This window comes from Streptomyces sparsogenes, from assembly GCF_001704635.1.
Classification (GTDB): domain Bacteria; phylum Actinomycetota; class Actinomycetes; order Streptomycetales; family Streptomycetaceae; genus Streptomyces; species Streptomyces sparsogenes.
This window is the reverse complement of the sequence record NZ_MAXF01000157.1, coordinates 20,344-44,246: the sequence shown is the minus strand read 5'-3', so window position 1 is coordinate 44,246 and position 23,903 is coordinate 20,344. Positions and strand designations below refer to the sequence as shown.

The window sequence follows — 23,903 nt, the reverse complement described above, 5'->3', positions numbered from 1 at the left end:
CTCAAGACCGAGGTATGTCATGAGCACGCTTCGCCTCAGCGGGCTGCCGCTGTCGCCGGTTCGCAGTACGGGGAGCCCGCCTGATGCCCGACCTGAATGACGCGACACGGGGCCGCCTGCTGTTCGGCGGCGACTACAACCCCGAGCAGTGGCCCGAGGAGACCTGGCACGAGGACGTCCGGCTGATGAAGGCGGCCGGGGTCAACTCGGTCACCCTCGGCGTCTTCTCCTGGTCGACGCTGGAACCGGAACCCGGCACCCGGGAGTTCGGTTGGCTGGACACGCTGATGGACCTGATGCACGACAACGGCATCGGCGTCGTCCTCGCCACTCCCACCGCCTCACCCCCACCCTGGATGGGCCGGCTGCACCCGGACACCCTGCCCGTCACCGAGGACGGCCGCACCGAGTGGTGGGGTGGCCGTCAGCACTTCTCGCACTCCAGCGCCACCTACCGGCGCTACGCCGCCGCCATCACCGAGGACCTCGCCGCCCGCTACGGCGGCCACCCGGCCCTCACCATGTGGCACATCAACAACGAGTACTGCACCTTCGACTACGGCGACCAGGCCGCGGCCGCCTTCCGCCGCTGGCTGCGCGAGAAGTACGGCTCGCTCGACGCCCTCAACGAGGCATGGGGCACCGCCTTCTGGAGCCAGGGCTACGACACCTGGGACGGCATCCTGCCGCCGCGCCTGCCGCACTACATGCGCAACCCCGGTCAGATGCTGGACTTCAGGCGCTTCACCTCCGACATGCTCCTGGAGTGCTACCTCGCCGAGCGCGACATCGTCCGCCGCCACACCCCGCACCTGCCGGTCACCAGCAACTTCATGCCGCTGTGGTTCGGCCAGGACGCCTGGCGCTGGGCCGAGGAGGAGGATGTCGTCTCCGTCGACATCTACCCCGACCCGCGCGACCCGCTGGGGGCCCAGTCCGGCGCCGTCGTCCAGGACCTGACCCGCTCCCAGGCGCGCGGGCCGTGGATGCTCATGGAACAGGCGGCCGGGCCCGTCAACTGGCGGGGCGTGAATCACCCCAAGCCACGCGGGCTCAACCGGCTGTGGTCCCTCCAGGCCGTGGCCCGGGGCGCCGACGCCGTCTGCTACTTCCAGTGGCGGCAGTCCCGGCAGGGCGCGGAGAAGTTCCACTCCGGCATGGTCAGCCACGCCGGGGAGGAGGGCAGGACCTACCAGGAGGTCAAGCGGCTCGGCGCGGACCTCGCGCGAATCGCACCGGATGTCTCGGGCCGGCCCGTCACCGCCGACATCGCCGTCCTGCACGACTGGAACTCCTGGTGGGCCGGCGCCCACGACGGCCGCCTGTCGACCCAAGTGGACTACCCGGACGTGCTGCGCGCCTGGCACCGAGCCCTCTGGCGGGCCCACCTCGCCACCGACTTCGCCCACCCCGAGCACGACCTGACACCGTACCCGGTGGTCGTCGTGCCGCAGCTGTACGCGCTCACCGACGCGGCGATCGACAACCTCCTCTCCTACGTCCGCGGTGGCGGCACCCTCGTGTGCGGCTTCCAGACCGGCGTCGCCGACCAGGACGACCGGGTCCGCCCCGGCGGCATGGACGCCCGGCTGCGCGAGCTGTTCGGCATCCGCACCCTGCACGAGTGGTGGCCGCTGGACGCCGGGGAGACCATCGCCTGCGAGGGCTTCCGGGCGTCCCTGTGGTCCGAGGAACTGGAGGCCGACGGCACCGCCGAGGAGAGCATGGCGTACCAAGGCGGCGAACTCGACGGCCTGCCCGCCGTCCTGCGCAAGGGCCGGGCCTGGTACCTCTCCACGCTCCCGGAACCTGAGGCGCTGCGCGACCTGCTGGTCCGGATCGCCTCCGACGCGGGCGTCCGGCCGGTGCTCGACGGCCTCCCCGAACAGGTCGAGGCCGTGCGCCGGGGCGAGGTGCTGTTCGTGCTCAACCACGGCCGCGAGCCGGTGACCGTGGAGGTGCCCGGCACCCACCACGACCTGCTGACGGGGGAGGCCGTCACCGACCGGGTGACCCTCGGCCGCTACGGCGCGGCGGTGCTCCGGCCGTGACCGCCATCCACGGGCCCGTCCACGGCACCTGGGAGCCGCACCCGGCCGCCCGCTGGGAGGACGGCTTCCTGAGCGGCAACGGCCGTCACGGCGCCCTTGTGTTCGGGGAACCGGACGCCGAGCGGGTCGTCGTCACGCATCACACCCTGGTCCGGCCGGGCGGTGACGGCGAACACCGCCGGCCGCCCCGGCTCGCCGCCGAACTGCCCGCACTGCAGGACCGCCTCCTGGCAGGCGACCGCACCGCCGCGGAGGGCTTCACCGACGGCCGTCCGATGCAGTGGGTACGGCCCTTCCACCCCGCCTTCCAGATCCGCCTGGCCCGCCGCACCGCCGGCTGCCACGACTACCGCCGTGACGTCGACTTCACGACGGGCGTCGTACGGACGACCTGCGCCAACTGGAGCAGCCGGGTCTTCGTCTCCCGCGCCGACGACGTGATCGTCCAGCACATCACGGCGCCCGGCCTCACCCTCGACATCTCCCTGGACCACCGCCTCCCCGGCGCCCCCGACCACCTGGCCGTCGGCCACGGAGCCGTCGTCACCCCCGAGGGCGCCCTGCTGAGCCTGCGCGCCCGCTACCCCGACAGCGACCGCGCCTTCACCGGGGTCACCCTGGTCGTGGTCACCGGCGGGACGACGACCCTCGCCCCGCCCCACACGCACGTCGAGGGTGCCCGGTCCGTCACTCTCCTCACCCGGGTTTGGCGGCACACCGGCGAACTCGACGTGATGGCGGAAGGCCGGGCCCTGCGCGACCTGCCGACGGTGTACGACGAACTCCTCGAACGCCATGTCGCCCTCCATCGCACCGCCTACGAGCGAGTCACCCTCGACCTCGCCGCCGACCCGGCCGGCCGGGCCCTGCCCGGCTCCGAGCTGCTGAAGAGACCGCGCGACCCCGCCCTGCTCGAGCGGCTCTTCGCGGCCGGCCGGTACCACCTGCTGTCCGCGGGCGGCCTCTTCCCGCCCCGCCTGACCGGCCTGTGGACCGGCGACTGGAACACCGCCTGGTCGGGGGCGTTCACCAACGACGCCAACCTCAACCTCCAGACCGCCCCCGCCGCGGCCGCCGCCCTCCCCGAGATCACCGAGGCCCTCGCCACGCTGATTCACCGCCAGCTCCCCGACTGGCGCGACAACGCCCGCGCGATCTTCGGCGCCCGGGGCGTGGTCGCCCCCGCCCACACCGACGGCGAGTCGGGCCACTCGTACCACTTCAGCCGCGAGTACCCCCTGCACCTGTGGACCGCGGGCGCCGACTGGCTGCTCAAGCCGCTCGTCGACCACGACGAGACCCACGGCACCCGCGACCCGCGCACCGCGTCCGCCCTCGCCGAAGTGGCCCTGTTCTACGAGGACTTCCTCATCCGCACCGACGACGACGGCCACCTCGTCGTCGTCCCCTCCTACTCACCCGAGAACCGCCCCGCAGGCGCGAGCTGGGGCACGATCAACGCGGCCATGGACCTTTCGGCGGCCCGCCACGCCCTGCTCACCGCGGCCGACTACCACCCGGGCACCCCGGCGGCCGACCGCTGGCAGGCCCTCGCCGAGCGGCTGCCGCCGCACCGGATCAACGAGGACGGCGCCCTCGCCGAATGGGCCTGGCCCGGCCTCGTGGACTCCTACGACCACCGTCACCTCAGCCACCTGTACGGCGTCTGGCCGCTCGACGAGATCACCCCCTACGACACCCCCGATCTGGCGGCCGCCGCCCACCGCGCCCTCGAACTGCGCGGCGCGGAGAACGACTCCGCGCACGGCCACCTCCACCACGCGCTCATCGCCGCCCGGCTCCGCGACGGCGAACGCGTCGCCCACGCCCTCGGCCAGGTCCTGGACGGCGACTTCTTCCACACCTCCCTGATGAGCGCCCACTACCCGAACCGCCAGGTCTACAACGCGGACGCCGCGCACACCCTGCCCGCCGTACTGATCGAGATGTTCGTCCAGTCGACCCCCCGCCGACTGGCCCTCCTGCCCGCGCCGCCACCCGCCCTCCCGGCGGGCCGGCTCACGGGCGTGCGCACGCGATTCGGCGCCGAGGTCGATCTGACCTGGGGGCCCGACGGGGCGACGGCGGTCCTGAGGTCGACCCGGACCGTCCGGGTCGAAGTCAGAACTCCTTCCGGCGACGCGGAGCTGATCGATCTCGTCGCCGGAGAGGACCACGCCCTCAGCTGGGGGCGTAGTGGACCGGAGCCCGTTCAGGCGAGCGGTTCGTAGTCGAACCAGTCGAAGTGGACCGTGCCTTCGGCGGCGTACATCCCGATGACCCGGCCGGTGAAACCGCCGGCCACTTCGGTCGACAGGTAGCGGCCGTCGAGCGTCGCCAGAGCGGTGAACGTGCCGTCCGGCCCCTCGATGCCGAAGGAGACGACGTCGGGGCCGGTGCGTGAGTCGTGTGGAGCCGGCGGTTCGGTGACCGTGACGCCGAGGACCACGACCGGTCCGGTGGGCAGGGGCTGGGAGGCCACGACGGTGCTCAGTGAGCCGACGCGCGCGATCACCCGGACGTCCGTGGCGGATGCCTCGATCTCGTAGTGGTGCCGCTCGTCGAGGCGGACGGCCAGGCCGCCACGTCCCGACGTCGCGTCGACCAGGGTGCGTGCCCGGCACGTCAGGTGCTGCTGGCGCCGGCCGGCGAACACGACGTCCGGCTCGTCCAGGGAGCCGCCGCGAGCCCGCAGCGTCAGCCAGCCGGGGCGCTCCTTGGTGCTGTAGTGCTCGGCGGGGCGGTCCCGAGGAGAGATCCACTGCGGCCGCAGCTCGTTGACGTCGAAGTCTTCCCGTTGCTCCTCGACGGGGCCGGGGAAAAGCTGCCAGCCGGGCGCGGACGCCTCCAGCGAAACCTCGCCGACGACCGGCCAGCCGTCCACCCAGGTCACGGGCGCCAGGAACGTCTCGCGGCCGAGCACGTGCCAGCCCGGGGTGCCGCCGCCCGGCCGTACGCCGAGGAAGACCATCCACCAGGAGCCGTCGGGTGCCTGCACGAGATCGGCGTGGCCGGTGTTCTGGATCGGGTGGTCGATGCCGCGGTGGGTGAGGATCGGGTTGTCCGGGCACGGCTCGAACGGCCCGCTGGGCGTGCGGCCGCGGGCGATCGACACGCCGTGGCCGCGCTCGGTGCCGCCTTCGGCGATGAGCAGGTACCAGTAGTCGCCGATCCGGTACAGATGCGGTGCTTCCGGGGCCTTCGCGCCGGGCCCGCCGGACCAGAGCTTGCGCGGTGCGCCGTACGTCTCGCCGGTGGACGGGTCGAGACGGACCTGCGCCACCCCGGCGACCGTGCACCAGCACGTGCCGTCCTCATCCCAGACCAGGTCGGGATCGATGCCGGGCACGCCCGGAGCCCAGATGGGGTCCGACCAGGGGCCGGCGGGATCGGTGGCGGTGACGATCAGGTTGCCCCTGCCCTCGGCCACATTGGTGACGATCAGCCAGAAGCGGCCGTCGTGGTGGCGCAGGGTGGGGGCGTAGATGCCGCCTGAGGACGGCATGTCGGCGGGCAGAGACAACTGCTCCGGTCGGTCCAGGGCGTTGCCGATCTGTCGCCAGTGCACCAGGTCGCGGCTGTGGAAGAGAGGTACGCCGGGGAAGTACTCGAAGCTGGAGCAGGCGAGGTAGTAGTCGTCGCCGACCCGGCAGATGCTGGGGTCGGGGTGGAAGCCGGGAATCACGGGATTGGCGAACGTGCTGTCCGCCTGCTGCTGGTGGGGCACCTGCTGTGTCCTTTCGTTGGGTGAGGGTGTGCCGGCAAGAACCCCGGGTGCCGGGGCCGGCACCCGGGGCCAGGGTCCGTCAGCCGACGGTGCCGGTCACCGAGGTTCCGGACTTCGTCACGCGGTACGTCACGGTGGCTCCGCTCCAGAAGTGGAAGGTGAGCGTCGCCTGTGCGTTGTCACGCAGTGCGTTGACGAACTTGGGGGTGAGCAGGAGAGCGTTGCCCGGGTAGTCGGGGGAGAAGGATTCGTTGAACTCCTGGTAGGAAGACCAGTCGACCGGGCCGGCGTTGCCGCCGTCGGCGTACCTGGCCTCCATGGTCGCCAGTTGGTCACCGCGGAACTGGGTGGGGATGGTGAGTCCGCTGGTGCCACCGGTCGCGTTGGAGAGCACCGGCGTGTCGTACGTGGTCACGTGGATCTTCCAGGGGAGGCCCCGGGAGAACCGGGCCTCGATCGTCGCGTTGACGCCGTAGTCGCGGTTGCCCGCCAGCCGGGTCAGCGCGGCAGCCGTGAGCGTGAGCCGGTTTCCGGAGACGGTGTAGTCCCGGCCCTGGACGAGTGCCGTGCCGCCCTGCCACAGCCCCCGGAAGCCGGTGCCGTTGGGGTTCAGCGTGAGCGTCCGGGCCGTGATCGGACCCGACTTCGCCAGGAAGACGCGGTCCGAGGACGCGGTCCCGGAGCGTGTGGTCCAGCTCGACTTGATCTGGTTGATCAGGGCGGGGTCGGTCCACCGCAGCGTGGAGCGGTCCAGGAAGGCGAAGGTTCCGGGGTCCCACAGGGCCGTGGTCACTCCGGCGGCCCGGGCCTCGTAGCCGAACTGCTCGAAGTACTTCAGCGCCTCGCCCCGTTCGACCCGCGGGGGATGGTTGTGGTCGGGGTACGACAGCAGGCCGTACTCGCCGAGGTAGACGGGGATTCCCTTGGAGGTGAGGGTGTTGCGGATCCGGGCGAAGGAGTCGGTCATGTCCTTCTGCGCGGTGGCGTCGAACGTGGTGCCGCCCGCGACGTTCACGCTGAACGGGTACCAGCCGTAGTAGTGGACGGTCGCCACGAGGTTGGCGTCGTTCAGCGACGTCATCTCGCTGACCAGGGTGTCCAGGAATTCCTGGCCGGCGTTGGTGTGCAGGGTGGGCAGCAGGAGCAGACGGGTCGCGTTGTTGCCGCCGGACTGGCGCACCACGGTGTGGAACGCGGTGTTCAGTTCGCTGTTGTACTGGATGCCCTGGGCGTCAGTGGTGTTGTTGAACTGCGGCTCGTTGTTGCTCTCGAAGAGCAGCGTCTGCGGGGAGTCCCTGAACGTGGCGGCGATCTGGGTCCAGGTGGCCTTGAAACGGGCCAGGACGTTGTCGTGGTCGGTGGGCATGTTCGCGATCCACTGCCACGAGTCGTGATGGACGTTGATCACGACGCGGAGACCGTCGGCCAGGGCCCAGTCGACCACCTGCTTGACGCGGTTCATCCAGGCCGCGTCGATCGTGTAGGGGGCGGTGGAGGACTGGTGGTCGGTCCACGTCACGGGGATCCGGACACTGCGGAAGCCCTGGGACCTGAGGGTGTCGAACAGGGCCTTGGTGACCGGCGGGTTGCCCCAGGACGTCTCGTCGGGGATGGCGTCCAGGGTGTTGCCCAGGTTCCAGCTCGGCTGCATCGCGGCCACCGTGTCCATCGGGCCGGCGGCAGGCCGGGGCTTTTCTGCCGAGAACGTGTCCTTGTGGCCCGCTGCGGCGAAGGCCGCGGTGCTGGTCAGCCCGATGGTGGCGACCAGCGCCAGGAGGAGGCTGAGCACCCGGCCGGGGCCGCGACCGCGGCGGCCGGTGGGGTGTTGCGTTCCCTTCATCTCTGCCCTTTCTCTGTTGGCCGGGCGGAGGTTCCGCCCGTGGGGGGATGAAGCGGCGGATGGCCACGGGAGGGGCCCGTCGTCTCCACGGCGGCGGGGTGCGTGCGGTCGCGGTGGCTCAGGGCGAGTCCGGCACCGCGGGGGCGAGGCGGAGCAGCACGGCGGACGGAGCCGTGGGCAGCGTCAGCGTGAGCTCGGCGGTCTCGGGGTCCCAGGAGGGAGCGGCCTGGCTCGCGGTGGGGTAGAGGATGTCGACGCGAGCCGCGGAACCCTGGAGGTGAGGCAGGGGGAGGGTGGTGGTGGCCTCGGCGCCGGGGCGGCGCCAGACGGTGAGATACGTGGTGGCGGGGGTGCGCAGGGCCAGGGCGAGCCACGGGTCGTTCCAGGCCGGCAGACCGAGCGGCCACGCGGGGACGGCCTGCGCCAGGTCGGTCCGGATGGCCTTGTACACCTCGATGGCCTCGTGGACCAGGGCCCGGTCCTCGGGCCGCAGGTCCGGAAGCATTCCCGACAGGTGAACGCGGCCGAGGAGGGCGTTGGCCATGGTGAAGGCCACCTCGTCCGGGGAGTCCTCCGGTCGGGGGTAGGCCCAGACGGCGCCCTGCTCGGGGGTGACCGCGGTGGGCGCGGAGGCGGCGATGGGAGCGTAGAGCTGGAGGTTCTGCTGGTCGCTCGTGGACTGCAACTGCAGCCGCGACAGCAGCGCGTAGTCCCAGCGCATGCCGCCGGAGGAGCAGTTCTCCACCACGAGGTGCGGATAGCGGTCCAGGACGCCGTCGAGCCAGTCGAGGTGGGCACGGTTGTGGCCGAGCAGGCCGGCGCCCGGGGTCTCGCCGGGGTGGGCGCTGGTGCCGGAGCCGGGATCGATGTTGTGGTCGAGCTTGAGGTAGCCGACGCCCCACTCGCCGACCAGACGGTCCACGACCTGGTCCAGGTGGGCCCGGGCGGCGGGGTGACGCAGGTCCAGGTGGTGGCGGCCGGTCTCGGTGACGCGGACGCCGTCGCGGCGGAAGAACGCCTCGTCGGGCAGGGACGTGGCCATGGGGCTGCGTACGCCGATCACTTCCGGCTCCAGCCACAGGCCGGGGACCATACCGCGCTCCCGGACGCGGTCCAGCACCTCGTGGATCCCGCGGTCACCGGGGAAGCGGGAGGCGGCCGGCTCCCAGGCGCCGACGCTGTCCCACCAGCCGCCGTTGTCGCCGTCGTACCAGCCGGCGTCGATCACGAAGTACTCCGCGCCCGCCTCGGCCGCCGCGTCGATCAGTGGCAGCAGCTTCTCGGTGGTGGGGTCCCCCATCAGGCAGTTCATGTAGTCGTTGAAGATGACCGGGAGGCGCTGGTGGTCGGGGTGCGGGCGGCGGATCGCACGGCGATAGCGGGTGAGCGCGGCGAACGCCTCGTCCGGGCCGCCGTCGGCGCTGAAGGCGAGGGCGACGGGGACGGTGCGGAACTCGTCGCCGGGCTCCAGAGGGTGGCGCCAGCCGTGGTGGGTGTCGTTGGGGCCGAGCAGCGCCACGTAGGCCAGCTCGTCGCGTGCACCGCACTCCCAGTGCCAGCCGCCGCCGTTGTGCTCGATCTGCCACAGCCAGGTGCGGCCGGAGCGGCGGTCGGCCAGACCGCCCATGGGCAGCCGGCCACAGCTGGACCACACGCCCCGCCCCGTCTGGGTGAACTCCCCCTTGCCGTTGTCGTAGGCGACGGCGCGGTCGTTCAGGACGGGGGAGGTCACCCGCATCGGCTTGCGCTGCCAGCGGCATTCGGCGACCCAGTCGTTCTCCGCCCACAGCAGGTCCGCGTCCCCGATGGCTTCCGGACCGTCCGCGAGGCAGCCGACGACGAGGGAGGAGACCGACTCCAGGTGCAGCGTGTCCCGCCCTTCGTTGCGCAGGATCACCTCGCCGCGCAGTACGGGCACGGCCTCCGGCGAGCGGTAGACCACCTCGGCCCCGAGCCCGGTCCCGGAATCGTGGAGTTCGACCGTCAGCACATGCCAGTCACCGTCGCGGGTCGCTCGGTGGGCGCGGTAGCGCAGTCGCCCGCCGAGGGACGTGTCGATGAGGCGACCGCCCGACCAGGCGCGGCCGTGGCCCGCGGCCGTCACCTCCACCAGGGGCAGTGGGGGCCAGGAGCGCCGTTCGGGGGGTGTGCCACCGGGGAGGCCGACCCGTGTGAGGCGGGCGGTGCCGTCGTCGCCGACGCCGATCTCGACCTCGAGAGCCGAGTGGCCCCATCGGAGCGTCCGCGGTGCGCTGGTCATGGTTGCCTTTCTGGTGGGGGAGAGCGGGGGAGCGTGGGGGAGAAACGACGGGTCAGGGCCGGGGTTCGGCTCAGGCCACGCGGAGCACGGCGCAGCCGCCGGGTGGCAGCTCGGACACCGTGCCGTCCGTGAGCAGGTCGTGGGCGGGCTCGGGCAGGAGCACGGAGTCGGCGCGGTGGTTGATCAGGACGCGCCAGCGGCGGCCGTCAGGTGCTTGCCGGGTGACGGCTTCCACCTGGGCGGGCAGGCCCGGCGCCGCGGAGCCCACCCCCGCCTCGTCGAGCAGTCGGGCGACCAGGGCGCCGTACTCGGCGTCATCGAGGCGGGTGGAGAGATACCAGCCCTGCCCGGCGCCGAAGCGGTGACGGGTCAGCGCCGGGCTGCCGGCGAGCATGCCGTGGGTGTAGGCGGCGAGCGCTTCCGCGCCTTCGGTGCGCAGGGACTCGCTCCAGTCGGTGCCGTGCGATCCGTCCGACAGGGCGATCCGCTCGTCCCGCCGCAGCGGCCGGTACTCCTCGACGCGGAGGCCCAGAGCCTCCCGCAGGGGAGCGGCCGGGTATCCGCCGAGCCGGGCGTGGAGGCGGTCGTCGACGTACCCGCTCGCGTGCTGGACGAGGAGCGTCCCACCGTCGGCGACGTAACGGCGCAGGTTCTCGGCGCCCTGGTCGGACAGGAGGAACAGGGCCGGTGCGATGACCAGCCGATAGCGGCTCAACTCGTGTTCGGGGTGGGCGAAGTCGGCCGTGACGCCCGCGTCCCACAGCGCTCGGTGCGCTCGGACGAGTGACGCGTGGTAGCCGAGGCGGGAGGAGGGCAGGCCGTCCACGCCGAGCGCCCACCACGCGTCAGAGTCGTGCAGGACGGCCACCGGCGCGGTGACCGCCGATCCCGCCAGTTCGCCGAGCCGGGCGACCGCCTCGCCAGTCTGCGTGACCTCGCGGAAGACACGGCTGTCCGGCCCCGCGTGCGGGACCATCGCCGAGTGCCATGTCTCGGCGCCGGCCCGGGACTGCCGCCACTGGAAGAAGAGGGCGCCCTCCGAACCGCGCGCTATGTGACCGAGGGTGTGGCGCAGGACGTCCCCGGGCTCCTTGCCGAGTACCCGGTCACCGTCGTAGACGGTGTTGGTGCCCTGTTCCATCAGCAACCAGGGGCGACCGCCGGCCAGGGAGCGGGTGCGGTCGGCGTGGAAGGCGGTGTCGGCGGCGGCGTCCAGCCCCGGTGACCCCGGGTAGTGATCGGAGGTGACCACATCGAGTTCCCGGGCGAAGGACCACAGGTCCACGTTCTGGTAGGTGGGCAGCATCAGGTTGGTCGTCACCGGCCGGTCGCTGTGCGCGCGGATCGCGTCGCGCTGTTCGAGGTAGGCGGCGATGATCTCGTCGGACCAGAAGCGTTGGAAGTCCAGTACCTGGCCGGGGTTCTTGTGCCAGTTCGTCGCGCGCGGCGGCAGCACCTGTTCCCAGGAGGTGTAGCGCTGGCTCCAGAAGGCCGTTCCCCACGCCTGGTTGAGGGCGTCCAGCGAGCCGTGTCGGGTGCGCAGCCACACCCGGAAGGCGGCGGCCGTGTGGTCGCACCAGCAGAGCGTGCCGTACTCGTTGTGCACGTGCCACAGCGCGAGGGCGGGGTGGTCGCCGTACCGCTCGGCGAGTGCGGCAGCGATCCGGCGGGCGGCGTTCCGGTACGCCGGCGCGGCGAGGCAGTACGTGTCCCGGCTGCCATGGGTGAGGCGAGTGCCGTCGGGCTGGACCGTCAGTGCGTCCGGGTGGGCCAGGGTGAACCAGGGCGGCGGGGAGGCGGTGGGGGTGGCCAAATCCACGGCCACGCCGTTCTCGTGCAGGCGAGCGAGGTGGGCGTCCAGCCAGGTGAAGTCGTAGCGGCCCTCCTCCGGCTCCAGCAGTGCCCAGGAGAAGACGCCGACGGTGGCCAGGTTGACCCTGGCCCGGCGCATCAGTTCGTCGTCCTCCTTCCACACGGGTTCGTCCCACTGCTCGGGGTTGTAGTCCCCGCCGAAGGCGAGTCCGCCCAGGCGGTCGGTCAGGCTCCGCGATGTCATGACTGGTCCTTCGGATTAAGGGGACGTGACCGGCCCACTGCTCTGTGTACGGTCAGGGAGCAGTTCCGCTTCAGCAGCGCCGGTTCTGCCGACGAAGCTTCTGCGGTTCAACCCGTTGGTCATGCCGGCGGCCCTCCCCTTCGCTTCGTCGAAGCGCTTGACCCGGCGCCGAAACGTTAATGACACATTCCTCGCGAAACAAGAGCGGGAAACCAAAGAAACTTTCCTGGCCGCTGGTCATTGACAGTCCCCTGGGGTGAGTGGCAGCGTCGAAGCGCTTCAACACCTCCAGCCAGCGTTCTTAGGGGTCAGCCTCGTGGGTTCTCCGTCCCTGTCCGCCGCCGGTCGGCTTCCGTTCCGTGACCCCGCGCTGCCGATCGACAAGCGCGTCGACGACCTGCTCGGGCGGCTCACGCTCGACGAGCGGATCGCGCTGCTGCACCAGTACGCGCCGGCCGTGGAGCGCCTCGGCGTCGCCTCGTTCCGCACCGGCACGGAAGCGCTGCACGGCGTGTCATGGCTGGGCGAGGCGACCGTCTTTCCGCAGGCCGTGGGGCTCGGCGCGACCTGGGACGAGGAACTCGTCCACGAGGTCGCCGAGGCCGTCTCGGTCGAACTGCGCGCCTTCCACTACCACCGCCCGACGGCGAACGGCGTCGGCACCAACAGCCTCCAGACGTGGGCACCCGTGGTGAACCTGCTGCGCGACCCGCGCTGGGGCCGCAACGAAGAGGGCTACTCCGAGGACCCGGTGCACACCGCCCGGCTGGGCACCGCCTACTGCCGGGGCCTGTCCGGCGACCATCCGGCCTACCTGCGCGCGGCTCCGGTGCTCAAGCACTTCCTCGCCTACAACAACGAGGACGACCGCTGCGTCACCTCCTCCGGCCTGCGCCCCCGCGTCCTGCAGGAGTACGACCTGGCCGCCTTCCGGCCCATCGTCGCCTCGGGCGCGGCGACCGGCGCGATGGCCGCGTACAACCTGGTCAACGGCCGCCCCTGCCACGTCAGCCCGCTCCTCGAGACGGAGCTGCGGACCTGGGCCCGGCCCACCGGCCATGAACTGTTCGTGGTCAGCGACGAGTATGCGCCCTCCAACCTGGTGGAAATGGAGCACTACTTCGAGGACCACGCGGCATCCCATGCCGCCGCGCTGAAATCCGGCATCGACAGTTTCACCCAGCATCGCGAGGACAGCTCGATCACCGTCGGCCGGCTGCGCGAGGCCCTGGAGCGCGGCCTGATCGACGAGGCGGACATCGACCGAGCGGCCCGGCGCCACCTTCACATCCGCTTCCGGCTGGGTGAGTTCGACCCGGAACTCGACCCGTACGCCGGTATCGGCCCGGAGGTCGTCGACTGCGCCGAGCACCGCGCCCTCGCCCTGCGCGCCGCGACCGAGTCGGTGGTGCTGCTCAAGAACGACGGCCTGCTGCCCCTCCAGGCGAAGCGGGCGCCGCGCGTCGCCGTCATCGGCCCGCTCGCCGACACCCTGTACGAGGACTGGTACAGCGGCACCCTGCCCTACCAGGTCGGCATCGCGTCCGGGCTGCGTGCGGCGCTCGGCGAGAGCGGCGGCGAAGTCGTCACCGTGGACGGCGCCGACCGGATCGCGCTGCGCTCCCGCACCTCGGGCGAACGGCTCGGCGGGACCGCGTACGACGTCTTCGAGTGGGGCGACGGGGTGCTGACCCTGCGCGACGCCGAATCCGGCCGCTACCTCAGCCGCAAGGACGACGACTCGCTCGCCGCGGAGCGGGATGTCATCAAGACCTGGTTCATCAACGAAACCTTCCTTCTGGAGCCCGACCCGGCGGGCGACGCCGACACGGTGCTGCTGTGCAACGTCTTCACCGGTCGCTATGCCGTCGTCGACGCAGCCGACGGCCGGGTCACGGTCACCGCTGAAACCCCGCAGGCCGCCGAGCGCTGGCAGCGCGAGCTGCTCCGGGACGGCACGGCCGAAGCACGCGCCGCCGCCGAGGCGGCCGACGCGGCGATTGTCGTCCTCGGCAACCACCCGCTCATCAACGGCCGCGAAACCGAGGACCGTTCGGGCATCGCACTCCCCGCGACCCAGGAGGCGCTGCTGCGTGCGGTCGTCGAGGCCCGTCCGCAGACCGCGCTGGTCGTCATGAGCAGCTACCCCTACGCCCTCGACTGGGCGGACGAGCACCTGCCCGCCGTGGTGTGGACCTCCCACGGCGGGCAGGAGACGGGCGGGGCGCTGGCCGCCGTACTGCTCGGCGAGGCCGACCCGTCGGGCCGGCTGCCGCAGACCTGGTACCGCGGCGACGACGACCTTCCGCACCCGCTCGACTATGACGTCATCAAAGCCGGCTGGACCTACCAGTACCACCACGGCGCACCCCTGTACGCCTTCGGCCACGGCTTGTCCTACACCGACTTCGCCTACAGCGACCTGCGGCTGTCCACGCAGGCCGTGCCGCAGGACGGTGCGCTCGACGTCACGGTGACGCTGTCCAACACCGGAGCACGACCCGGCAGCGAGGTGGTCCAGCTCTACGCCCGTGCCCTCGACGCGCGTTACGAGGCGCCCCGGCTGAGGCTCGCCGACTTCCGCAAGGTACGGCTGGCGCCCGGGGAGAGCCGGGAGGTGACCTTCCGGCTGCCCGCCGCCCGGTTCGCCCACTGGGACGTGGCCACCGGGGCCTTCACCGTGGATCCGGGCGCCTACGAGATCCTCGTCGCCCGTTCCGCGGAACACGTCGTCCTGCGCGCCCCGCTCACGGTGACCGGCACGCCCCCCGCACCCCGCGTGGTCGTCGGGCGACACACCCAGGCCGCCGACTTCGACGACTACACGGACGTCACCCTCGTCGACGCCACCCGCGCCGCCGGCGACGCGGTCACCCCGGCCGATCCCGCGCTCCCCGCGACCCTGCTCTACCGCTCCGTCGACCTGTCCGGAGCCGCCCGCTTCGAGGCGAAGGCCGCACGCGAGGGTGCGGGGGCGGGTGAGGCACGGCTGGAGGTCCGGGCCGGCGACCGGCTCCTGGCGCAGATCGCCGTACCGGTCACCGGCAGCCGCTACACCTGGACGACGGTCACCGCCGACGCGGCAGCGCACGACGGGGGCGTCCACGATCTGCGGCTGACCCTGCACGGTGACTTCCGCCTGGCCTCCTTCGGCTTCGGCGCGCCCGAGAACGGAGCCGCATGAACAGCCCCGCCTTCCGCGGTGCTGCCCCGGGACACCGTCTCGGCGCCGCCACCGTCGCCTACCAGATTGAGGGCGCCCACGACCAGGACGGCCGCGGCCCCTCCAACTGGGACACCTTCAGTCACTCCCCCGGCCGTACCTCGCCGGAGCCATCGGCGACACGGCCGCCGACCACTACCACCGCTACCGCGAGGACGCGGCCCTGCTGGGCGACATCGGCGTCGACGGTCACCGCTTCTCGATCGCCTGGCCCCGCCTGCTGCCCGAGGGCAGCAGGCGGGGCCAGGCCAATGCCAAGGGCCTGGACTTCCGGCCGACGAGGGCAGTCAGCCGAGTTCGACCACTTCGGCATCGTAGGCGCCGAGGGTGAGCCCGCCGTCGTAGCGCGTTTCGCGGAGGACACCGGTCGCCTTGCCCTGCAAAACGATCGATTTGGGTTCGGCGTCGAGGTTGAGGTAGAGCACATGGCGGTCGTCGACGGCGCGGGCCATCACTCCCGGCGGGACCGACGGGCCCGGGTCGATGCCCAGGCGGGTGATCTCGGATTCGAGCAGCGGGTCGAGGACCTCGCGCCGCGCCGGGAGCGCGATGTAGACCGCGCGTCCGGCCCCGTACTGGTTGGCGGTGATAAGCGGGCGGTCCCCGTCGAGTCCGGCGGCGCGGGCGATGACGTCGGCCGTGACCAGCTCGACCGTGTCGAACCGCGGGGTCGCGGCGGCGATGGCGCGGCCGTCGAACTCGAGGTCGAGTCCCTCGTGTCCGGTGCGGCCGTGCGCGAGTTCGTTCAGCATCGCGGTCTCCTCGTAGGAGCCGACGCGGATGCCGAAGACGTCGTCGAGCCGCCCCGGCCGGGTGGTGGCGAACGCGTGTCCGTCGGCATCGAGCGTCGCTGAGTACGAGGTCATGATCGCGGTCCCGCCGCGTTCGACGAACGCGCGGATGCGGGAGGCGGCCGCCTCGTCGAGAACCAGCACGCCGGGGATGAGGAGCAGCTTGTAGTCGAGCTCGCTGCGGGCGAGGTCGACCAGGCGGGCGTCGAGGTTGCGGTCGATGACGGCTTCGAACGCGGTCTGGGCCTGGGCGTCGTGGCGCTCAGGGAGGACCGCGCTCGCGATCTGGCTCGGGAAGTCGAGCGCCACCGCGATCTCGGGTCGGGGCCGGTAGGGGAAGCCGCGGCCTTCGAGCTTGGCGAACTCGGCGGCGATCCGCCGGTACTCGTCGAGTTTGCGGTTGGGGCGGCCGTCCCAGTCGACCATGCCCTGGAGGAACTGCTCCTCGCCGGCGTGCATGGTCTGCCAGGTCCACCCGCACACGAGCTGGTTGCCGAGTATGAGGGACGCGTACGCGGACTTGCGGATCGAGCCGGGGACCGCGGTCATCGTGGTGAACTCGGTGCACCAGAACGGGGTGGTGTTCTCGTACTGGATGCGGGCCATGCCGAACAGGGCGGCGCGGAGGCCGCCGTTGTCGATGATCGAGCCGCCCGGGTAGAAGCCGTTTCCGGCGCGGGTGATCCGTCCCCTGTAGGCGATCGGTGCGTGGTCGAAGTGCTTCTGGTCGGCGTAGTACCACATGTTCGTGGTGGTGAGGGCGTCCGGGGCGTTGGCGCCGACGACGTCGAGGAGTTCCTCGAGGTAGGTCTCGACCTCGTGCGAGACGAAGCGGCGAAAGTCGAGGACGCGTTCGGGGGCGCCCGTGTAGGTCCCGGACTTCGGGAGGCCGACCTCGGCGAAGTCGTCGATGCGGCGGGACCACCGGTGGCCGGCCCAGGCCGCATTGAGCGCCTCGGTGGTGCCGTACTTCGCCTCCAGCCAGGCGATGAAGCGGGACCTGACGTCATCGGAGTAGGAGATCGGGCCGTCGCCGGGCTCATTGTCGATGCCGAAGGCGGCCAGCGCGGGATGCCCGGCGTAGCGCTTGGTCAGCGCGTCGGCGAAGCGCATCGCGTGGGACCGGAACGCGGGGTCGCCGACGTCCTCCATGTAGCGGTGGTTGGCGTAGAGCCGGTTGCCGTTCGCGTCGGTGATGTCGATGGACGGGTGCTTGCGGTGGAGCCACAGCGGCGCGGGCCGGACGGCGATGTCGAGGATGACGCCGATCCCGTTGTCCTGCATGAGGTCCATGACCTCGTCGAACCAGTCGAAGCGGAAGTCGCCGTCGCTCGGTTCGAAGGTGTCCCAGGCGAGGTGGCCCAGGCGTACCATGCGGATGCCGGCCTCGCGCATCATCGTGGCGTCGCGCCGCCAGGTGGCGGGGTCGGAGTCGTGCGGGTGGTAGTTGGCGCCGACGATGAGGTCGGGCAGATTCTGGCCTGCGGCCGAGCGGTTCACGAGGGTTCCTCTGGTTCAGGTCGGTGGCGGGTGGGCGAGGGCGGTTCAATCAGGTGTGTTCCGGTCGTGATCGGTTCTCCTTCACGCGGTATTCAGTCCAGTCAGGCCGGATGCGGCTGCCGGCGGTGGCTTTCGGCTGGGAGCCGCGCCGCGTCGCGCGTCAGTCGGCGATGTCGCCGTAGATCACGCCGCGTGCTGACAGATAGACGCGGCCAAAGATGTGCGGGTCGCCGGTGATGGCGCTTCCGGCGAAGGCCCACTGGTGGTCGTCGTCGTTGATGCGGAACCAGCGGTCGCCGCCGTCGGTCGAGCGGAAGATGCCGTCCTGGCCTGCGACCGTGGCCGAGGTGTAGATCGCAGGGTAACCGGATCGCTTGGCGGCCTTGCCGAAGCCGACACCGATCGCCAAGTCGATCGCGCTGATGCGCTTCCAGGTCGCGCCGCCGTCCTTGGAGCGCCACAAGCCGGTTGCGACCTCCGCTTTGTCGCTGCGCCCGGCGAGCCAGACGTGGCCCTCGTGGCCGGGGGCGACCCTGAAGTCGTCGACGCCTTCGGCGGGCAGTCCTGTTGCCCCGGTGTTGGTGAACGTCGCGCCCGCGTCGGTGCTGCGGAAGAACCTGCCGCCGGAGAAGGCGTACACGACCGACGGGTTGACGCGGTCGGACCGGATCCTGGCCCCGGCTGGGAGGCCCTTGACCGGGTTCCACGTCTTGCCCAGGTCGGTGCTGCGCACCGGGGTGATGTCGGTGTTGCTGGGGGACCACAGGAGGGCGGCTGCGTCGGCGGTGATGGCGACGACGCCGGAGCCGCCGCCCGGGACGTCTTCCAGGCGCGCGGCGGACTTCCAGGTCTTTCCGCGGTCGGTGGAGACGATGACGTGGGCGTCCACGTCCGCGTTGACTTCGCCGCTGCCGACGATGACGTCCGGGTCGGACTGGGCGTAGTCGAGGCTGTTGCCGGCCCAGCCGGAGCGGATCATCGGCTCGGCCCGGTCGAGGTCGGTGTGGACGAAGCCGCTGACGTCGCCCATGGCGGAGACGAGGGTGCCGCCGAGGGCGGTGATGTCGCGGACCCAGGTCTCTTCGACGCCTTGGGCCCGTACGTGGACGGTGAACTGCTCGATGGGCAGGGCGATCCGCTCGCCGGCCTCGTTATGGCCGATCAGCTCGCCTTGGGTGTCCCACCGCGTCAGTTCCTCGGTGCCCCAGATCATGGCGCCGGTGCCCCACATGATGCGGTCGGAGTCGTGCGGGTCGATCGCGAGGGCCTCGATCATCCACCCGTGCTTGACCGCGTACGCCGGCCCCTGGTCGGTGCCGTTCCACGACAGCCACGGGGCGTCGGTGCTGTCCATGACGAAGCGGTCGGTGCGATTGGTGCCCTCGGCGTAGTCCCAGCTGATCTGCCAGGTCTTCCCGGAGTCGGTGGAGCGGTAGAGGATCTCGTCGGGGTACCAGTTGTTGCACGTGGAAGCCATGAGCGTGCCAGGGTTTTGGCGGTCGACGGTCACACCGCCGAAGCCGGGGATCGGGCCTCTCGGGTTGTAGGCGGGGGTGATGTCGGTCCATTCGCCGGTCTGGATCGTCAGCCTCTGGATCTTGCCGCCGTTGCCCGTGGCGGGCACGCCGTTGTACGGGCCGGGGTCATAGCTGGTGATGATGTACAGGTAGCCGTTTGTGTTGTCCACGGCGGACTGCTTGGGGATGGTGCGGTTGCCGTCGCAGTCGCCGAGCGCTGCGGCCGCTCCGGGGACGGGCTGCCAGGTCGCGCCGTCGTCCTCGGACACGTAGAGCGGGTCGTCCGGGTCGGCCACGCCCACGTAGATCTTGCCGCCGGTCTGGTCGAAGTCGATCCAGATCACGCCCTGGTTGTCGGCGAGGTAGGGGTCCTTGGGGTTGATGACGAAGTTTCCGGGGTTGGGGAAGTTCGCGACTGCGGACCAGGTGCGGCCGTAGTCGGTCGAGCGCCACAGCCCGTTCCCGCTGGGGGCGCCCAGGTACACGGTCGCGTTGTCGGCCGGGTTGACGGCCAGGCGCTCGCCCATGCCGCGGCCGGGCATGTTGCCGCCCTGTTTGAAGGGGAGTTCGGCGATGCCCCAGGTGTCGCCGTAGTCGTCGGAGTAGAGGATCGCGCCGTTGTTGGGGTCCCAGTCGGTGGTGTAGGTGCCGACCGCGGCGTAGACGCGGTTGGTCTCGACCGGGTCGGTGGCCATGGAGACCACGCCGTAGTAGCCCCACTTGTCGCGGCCGACCCAGTCGAGCAGTTGCTTCCAGGTCCGGGAGCCCTCCTGCCACCGGTAGCAGCCGCCGACATCGGTGCGGGCGTAGATCAGGTTCGGCTCGGTCTCGTTGAAGATGATGCCGGGCACGAAACCGCCGCCGTTGACGACGGCGTTCTTCCATGCGTAGGTGTCCTTGGATTGCAGGCCGGGCTTGGCGAAGGCCGGGGCGGGCAGGGCACCGGCCACGACCGCGGCCGCGCCGAGGGAGGCGATGAACGTGCGTCGTCGCATGATGTTCTCCTTTGCGGCGGATACGAGAGGCTGGTCTTCGACGCGCGTGGCACACGGACATCGCTCAGACCCGTACTTCGCAGGTCGTTGATTCGGATGATTGGTCGTTTTTGCGCCGGCTGGATGTAGCTGGGATCGTCGATGGGCTGTGTCCTTCCGCTGCGAGTGCGCAGGTTCCACCGGAACATGGCCAAGTCCGCCCCAGCGAGGTTGACGAGGTGCAACCGCCCCTGGGGCGCGTCGCTGAGCATGCCCTCCTTGAAGTGCCCCTGGACGAAAGGGGAGAGGACGGCGACGGGCACCGGCGCGAGGATCATGACGGCGGCCTGTATGGCGAGGCTGGGCACCTGGCCGCCGGCGAGCATCTCGGACGTGCCGGCGGGCCACTGGCGGCGTACCCCGATCTGGGAGGGCACGTTCTGCAGCGGCAGCTTCTCCAACCTCTCCGGCTTGGCCCGGAGCGTGGGTTCGGCATGACGTCAGCGACCCTCCATGGTCTGCTTCATTGCAAGATCCAAGATCCCCGGACACGTAAGATGAATCACCGAAGCGCTCATCATCGAAGCGCTTCGATGCGTGGGCTGAGGTTAAGAGTCCTCCAGCGGAGCGCACAAGCCTTGCGGTAGAAGTTCAAGGGGGAATCGAAAACGTTACCGACGGGTTCCAGCGGGCGCCCCAAGCCGTTGCCATGCGATCTCTTGACAGAATCAGTAGCCCGGCTGAGTATCGAAGCGCTTCGAATGAAGTGGATATGCATACTCCGCTACTGCGGGGGAACGCCCACCGCTTCGCGCCGGACACGGCCGCAGCCCCCGGAGCCCGCCGCAACCCCGCGATGGAAGGACGTTCCAAGGGCCATGGAGGAGTTGGCGGACGAGCGGATCGTGCCGGAGACCTCGCTGCGCGTGACGGCGGTCAGCGTCGGACCTCCATCCTGGGCGATCCGGCGCGTCCGGACGGGACGCCGGCCGAGGCGGCCGACGCCCTGGCGCGGGCGATGTTCGCCAGCCCGTTGGCCGTGATCCAGACGTCGAACGACTACGCCCAGGGCCGCAGGGAGGCTACAGGCCACCACCATCCCCGAGGAGTTCTGGCCAGAGCCGACAGCCCTGGGCACGCCGCCGTCGACGCTGGAGGACTGACGCCGGCAACGCGACCCGTCGTCGCGAGCCATCCTCGTCGCCGGCCGCCGCCCAGTGCGGCAACGGCACCGCGCCGTCAGCTCGGCGCTGAGCTGCCAAAGCTCGGCAATCTCCGTGCTGGACCGCATGGGTGGCGAACGATGCGTTGCTCCCGACGGCTGGCACGTGCTGGTCGATCGGGGCAGCGGCACCGACCGCGGGCCATCTTGCGCAGAAGGAGGAACATGCCGTTGCAACTGCCTTTGGTACCGCCTGGGCTGCATGTGGCCGACCCCCTCGATCGTCCGCTGCGGGACCACGGCGAGAGCGGACTGTGCCAGGTGACGCGCCTCCCGGACCGGCTCCTCGACTACTACGTCCCTCCAGCTCGCCCGGACCATCCGAGAGCGCGATATCCCGTGCGATGTACTGTGCATCGACAATCCCGGAGCGGTCCGCCGGGTCCGGTGGACGCGCCACCTGGTCGGCCGACCTGGCCTATCTGCTGGGGCTACGTCAAGGCGGGCACCGTGACCGAGACCTTGACGACCGACCTCAGCCTCCTGCAGTGGGGTACCGGAACGGAGCACTGCCGACTGCGCACCCCTGAAAGTGTCACCCGGGCGCAGGCGGTCCGCTGTGGGCAGCGCGTCGACCTGGAGACGGTCGGGCCGGCTCCGGTGCGCAGCGTTGCCTTCCCGCCCGCCGCCGACACGGCGCCGCCCGGCGAGGTGGTGGTCAACGGCGAGCGGTTCACTCTCACCACCGTCGCCGGAGTACCGACAGCGTTGGGGCGAACCGAGTGACGGAGCCTGCGCCGAAGAGCCCCCGTTTTGCCCTGGTGGTGGTCAGCGGAGCCTGGGGGGCCTTCTGGGGCACGTGGTCGGCTCTGCTTCCCGCTGTGCTCGAGCGTGCCGACGCCACTCCTGGCGAGCTCGGCCTCGTCCTCACCGCGGTCCCTGTGGGAGCGATGCCGGCGATGGGGCTGATCGGCAGGATCGCCGTCGGCCGTGAGCACCGGACGTTGCTGCTCACGGCCGCGGCCCTGGCCCTCGGCATCGTGGCGCTGAGCGGGGTCAGCGGTCTCGGCGGACTCGGAATCGCGCTCTTCCTGGTGGGTGCCGGCAGCGGAGCGCTGGACGTATGCCTCAACGCGGCGGCGGCACGTGCCGAACGCGTCAGCGGGCGCCCCTTGTTCCAGGCGGTGCATGCCGCCTTTCCGGTGGCAGTGATCACGGCGGCCCCGCTGACGGGGCTGGCCCGGCAGTCGGGCATGAGCATCCGCGCCGTGCTCCTCCTGTCCGCGGCGGCCCTGCTCGGTTCCGTCCTGCCCCTCTTGGGACCGGCGGCCAAGGACCACGCCCGGCGCCGCGCCGACCCCAAGGGTCCGGCGGACCCGCACTGGCGGTCGGCCTGGTTGTGGGGCGCGGCGATCGGTGTGCTGGGTGGGTGCGTGCTCGTCGTGGAGAACGCCGTCGAGCAATGGTCGGTGCTTCTGCTGGAGGAGGACAAGGACGCCTCCGTCGTACTGGCGAGCGCCGCTCCGGCGGTGTACATGGCGGCACTGACCGTCTCGCGTCTGGTGGTGCAGCGGTTGCCGCGGCTCCGCACCCGCGATCTCAGTGTGCTCGCCGCGGTGGGCGGGTGCGGTGGCTTCGCCTGGGCGGCTCTGGCCCCCACGGCCGAGTCGTCCCTCGCCGGGTTCGCCGTCTCAGGGCTCGCCCTCGGTCCTTTGATGCCGGCACTGCTCAGCCGTGCGGGGCAGCAGGACGCGAGCGGTTACACGGTCTCGGTGGTCTCGACGGTCTCGTACGGCGCCTTCCTGGTCAGCCCGCTGCTCGTGGGCTCCCTCACCGACTGGATGTCGCTGCCGGGCGCCCTGGCCTGTCTGGCCTCCATGGCGGTCCCGCTGCTCGGTGCGGCGGTGGGGGCACGGGTACGGCCCGGCCGGGGACGGCCACGCGGGCCACGCGAAGATTCGCGTGGCGAGAGCCGGCGCTGATCACCGTCGGGACATGACGGGAGGGGCGGGGCGTATTCGCCCCGCCCCCTGCTTCAGGCGTCGGTCACCGGTTGGACGCCTGAGCTCGTCGCGGCGTCAGAAGCCCACGGCGCCCCAGGAGTGAGCGGTGTAGTCGCCCGGCCCGAATTCCCAGCCGGCCATGACGCTGTTGAGGTAGTGGTCTTTGGTGTAGAACCCCCTGCCCAGGCCGTAGTTGAAGAACGGGGTGAGGCTGCCGGACCACCAGCCGGACCTGTTCCTGTCCAGGAAGCTGAGGGTGTGGTCGCCGTTCGGCCAGGTGTACTCGTAGACGTCCCAAGCGCGGCCGCCCAGGCTGACGTTGGTCGCGGCCGGGATCGCGGCCCCGCTCGCGTCGTAGTGGTCGGCCAGCGGCTTGGTGTTGTACCAGTTGAGCCAGATCATGATCTCGGTCTTGGAGTTGCGGTCGGTCGGCGCCGGGTAGGGGTCGATGAAGATGTCGTACGCGGCGTCGTAGTACGAGCCGGACTTCGGGTACGCCGACTGGCTGAACCACGTGTTGTTGTTCGGGTTGACGTCGCCGATCTTCTTGGGGAGCGTGGTCACCGGGGACGACCAGCCCCAGTCCTTGCCGTTGACCATGGCGACGAAGCCGGTGCCGGTCGAGGAGTTCACACCCCAGTTGGCGTCGTCGCTGTACCACGTCGAGGCGTTGCCGCCGGTCGCGTAGTGCTTGAACCAGTACGTCGACGACGCTGCCGCTGCCGAGTTCGGCAAGGTGAAGACGAGAGCCAGCGCCGCGAGAAGCGCGGCCCAGCCGATGCGGAGTTTCATCAGCCCT

At 71.0% G+C, this 23,903-nt stretch carries 12 protein-coding genes and 1 pseudogene; 6 read left to right on the top strand and 7 right to left on the bottom strand.

All coding sequences use genetic code 11. From position 1 onward, the window contains the following. Positions 1-83: 83 nt before the first annotated feature. Positions 84-2,051, top strand: coding sequence for a beta-galactosidase (locus BBH68_RS31720; protein WP_065967181.1), 1,968 nt, complete (start codon positions 84-86; stop codon positions 2,049-2,051). Continuing rightward, entirely contained in the window at positions 2,048-4,282 is a 2,235-nt protein-coding gene (locus BBH68_RS31715; protein ID WP_065967180.1) for a glycosyl hydrolase family 95 catalytic domain-containing protein, read from the top strand. Before BBH68_RS31720 ends, BBH68_RS31715 begins: the two co-directional genes overlap by 4 nt. Here the strand turns inward: BBH68_RS31715 and BBH68_RS31710 are convergent. From BBH68_RS31710 to BBH68_RS31695, 4 genes are all read right to left on the bottom strand, one after another. Then, positions 4,264-5,778, bottom strand: a complete 1,515-nt coding sequence (locus BBH68_RS31710) for a glycoside hydrolase family 43 protein (RefSeq protein ID WP_065967179.1) — start codon at positions 5,776-5,778, stop codon at positions 4,264-4,266. The two genes, BBH68_RS31715 and BBH68_RS31710, sit on opposite strands and share 19 nt — an antisense overlap. Positions 5,779-5,857: 79 nt before the next feature. Beyond that, positions 5,858-7,618, bottom strand: a complete 1,761-nt coding sequence (locus tag BBH68_RS31705) for a cellulase family glycosylhydrolase (RefSeq protein WP_065967178.1) — start codon at positions 7,616-7,618, stop codon at positions 5,858-5,860. 118 nt (positions 7,619-7,736) lie between these two features. Further along, positions 7,737-9,878, bottom strand: a complete 2,142-nt coding sequence (locus BBH68_RS31700) for an alpha-galactosidase (protein ID WP_065967177.1) — start codon at positions 9,876-9,878, stop codon at positions 7,737-7,739. A gap of 70 nt (positions 9,879-9,948) precedes the next feature. Then, entirely contained in the window at positions 9,949-11,934 is a 1,986-nt protein-coding gene (locus BBH68_RS31695) for a beta-galactosidase (RefSeq protein ID WP_065967176.1), read from the bottom strand. Between the two features lie 316 nt (positions 11,935-12,250). Between BBH68_RS31695 and BBH68_RS31690 the strand changes: the two genes are divergently transcribed. Next, positions 12,251-15,118, top strand: a complete 2,868-nt coding sequence (locus BBH68_RS31690) for a glycoside hydrolase family 3 protein (RefSeq protein WP_065967175.1) — start codon at positions 12,251-12,253, stop codon at positions 15,116-15,118. Further along, positions 15,115-15,428 (top strand): annotated as a pseudogene (locus BBH68_RS39975) (family 1 glycosylhydrolase); the annotation flags it as partial. The gene BBH68_RS31690 and the pseudogene BBH68_RS39975, both read left to right, overlap by 4 nt. Before the next feature lie 16 nt (positions 15,429-15,444). On the opposite strand, the gene BBH68_RS31685 reads toward BBH68_RS39975, so the two are convergent. After that, positions 15,445-17,448, bottom strand: a complete 2,004-nt coding sequence (locus BBH68_RS31685; RefSeq protein WP_104531458.1) for a beta-galactosidase — start codon at positions 17,446-17,448, stop codon at positions 15,445-15,447. Positions 17,449-17,608: 160 nt separating this feature from the next. Then, entirely contained in the window at positions 17,609-19,960 is a 2,352-nt protein-coding gene (locus BBH68_RS31680; protein WP_065967174.1) for a sialidase family protein, read from the bottom strand. Positions 19,961-21,611: 1,651 nt separating this feature from the next. Here BBH68_RS31680 and BBH68_RS42305 point away from each other — a divergent pair. After that, positions 21,612-21,887 carry a hypothetical protein gene (locus BBH68_RS42305; RefSeq protein ID WP_065967172.1) on the top strand — a complete coding sequence of 92 codons (276 nt, stop codon included), beginning with the start codon at positions 21,612-21,614 and terminating at the stop codon, positions 21,885-21,887. Continuing rightward, a complete protein-coding gene (locus BBH68_RS31665) occupies positions 21,884-23,083 on the top strand; it encodes an MFS transporter (protein WP_342673159.1) in 1,200 nt (399 codons plus the stop codon). Before BBH68_RS42305 ends, BBH68_RS31665 begins: the two co-directional genes overlap by 4 nt. Before the next feature lie 96 nt (positions 23,084-23,179). Here the strand turns inward: BBH68_RS31665 and BBH68_RS31660 are convergent, their stop codons facing one another. Next, a complete protein-coding gene (locus tag BBH68_RS31660) occupies positions 23,180-23,896 on the bottom strand; it encodes a GH12 family glycosyl hydrolase domain-containing protein (protein WP_065967170.1) in 717 nt (238 codons plus the stop codon). Positions 23,897-23,903: the final 7 nt, after the last annotated feature.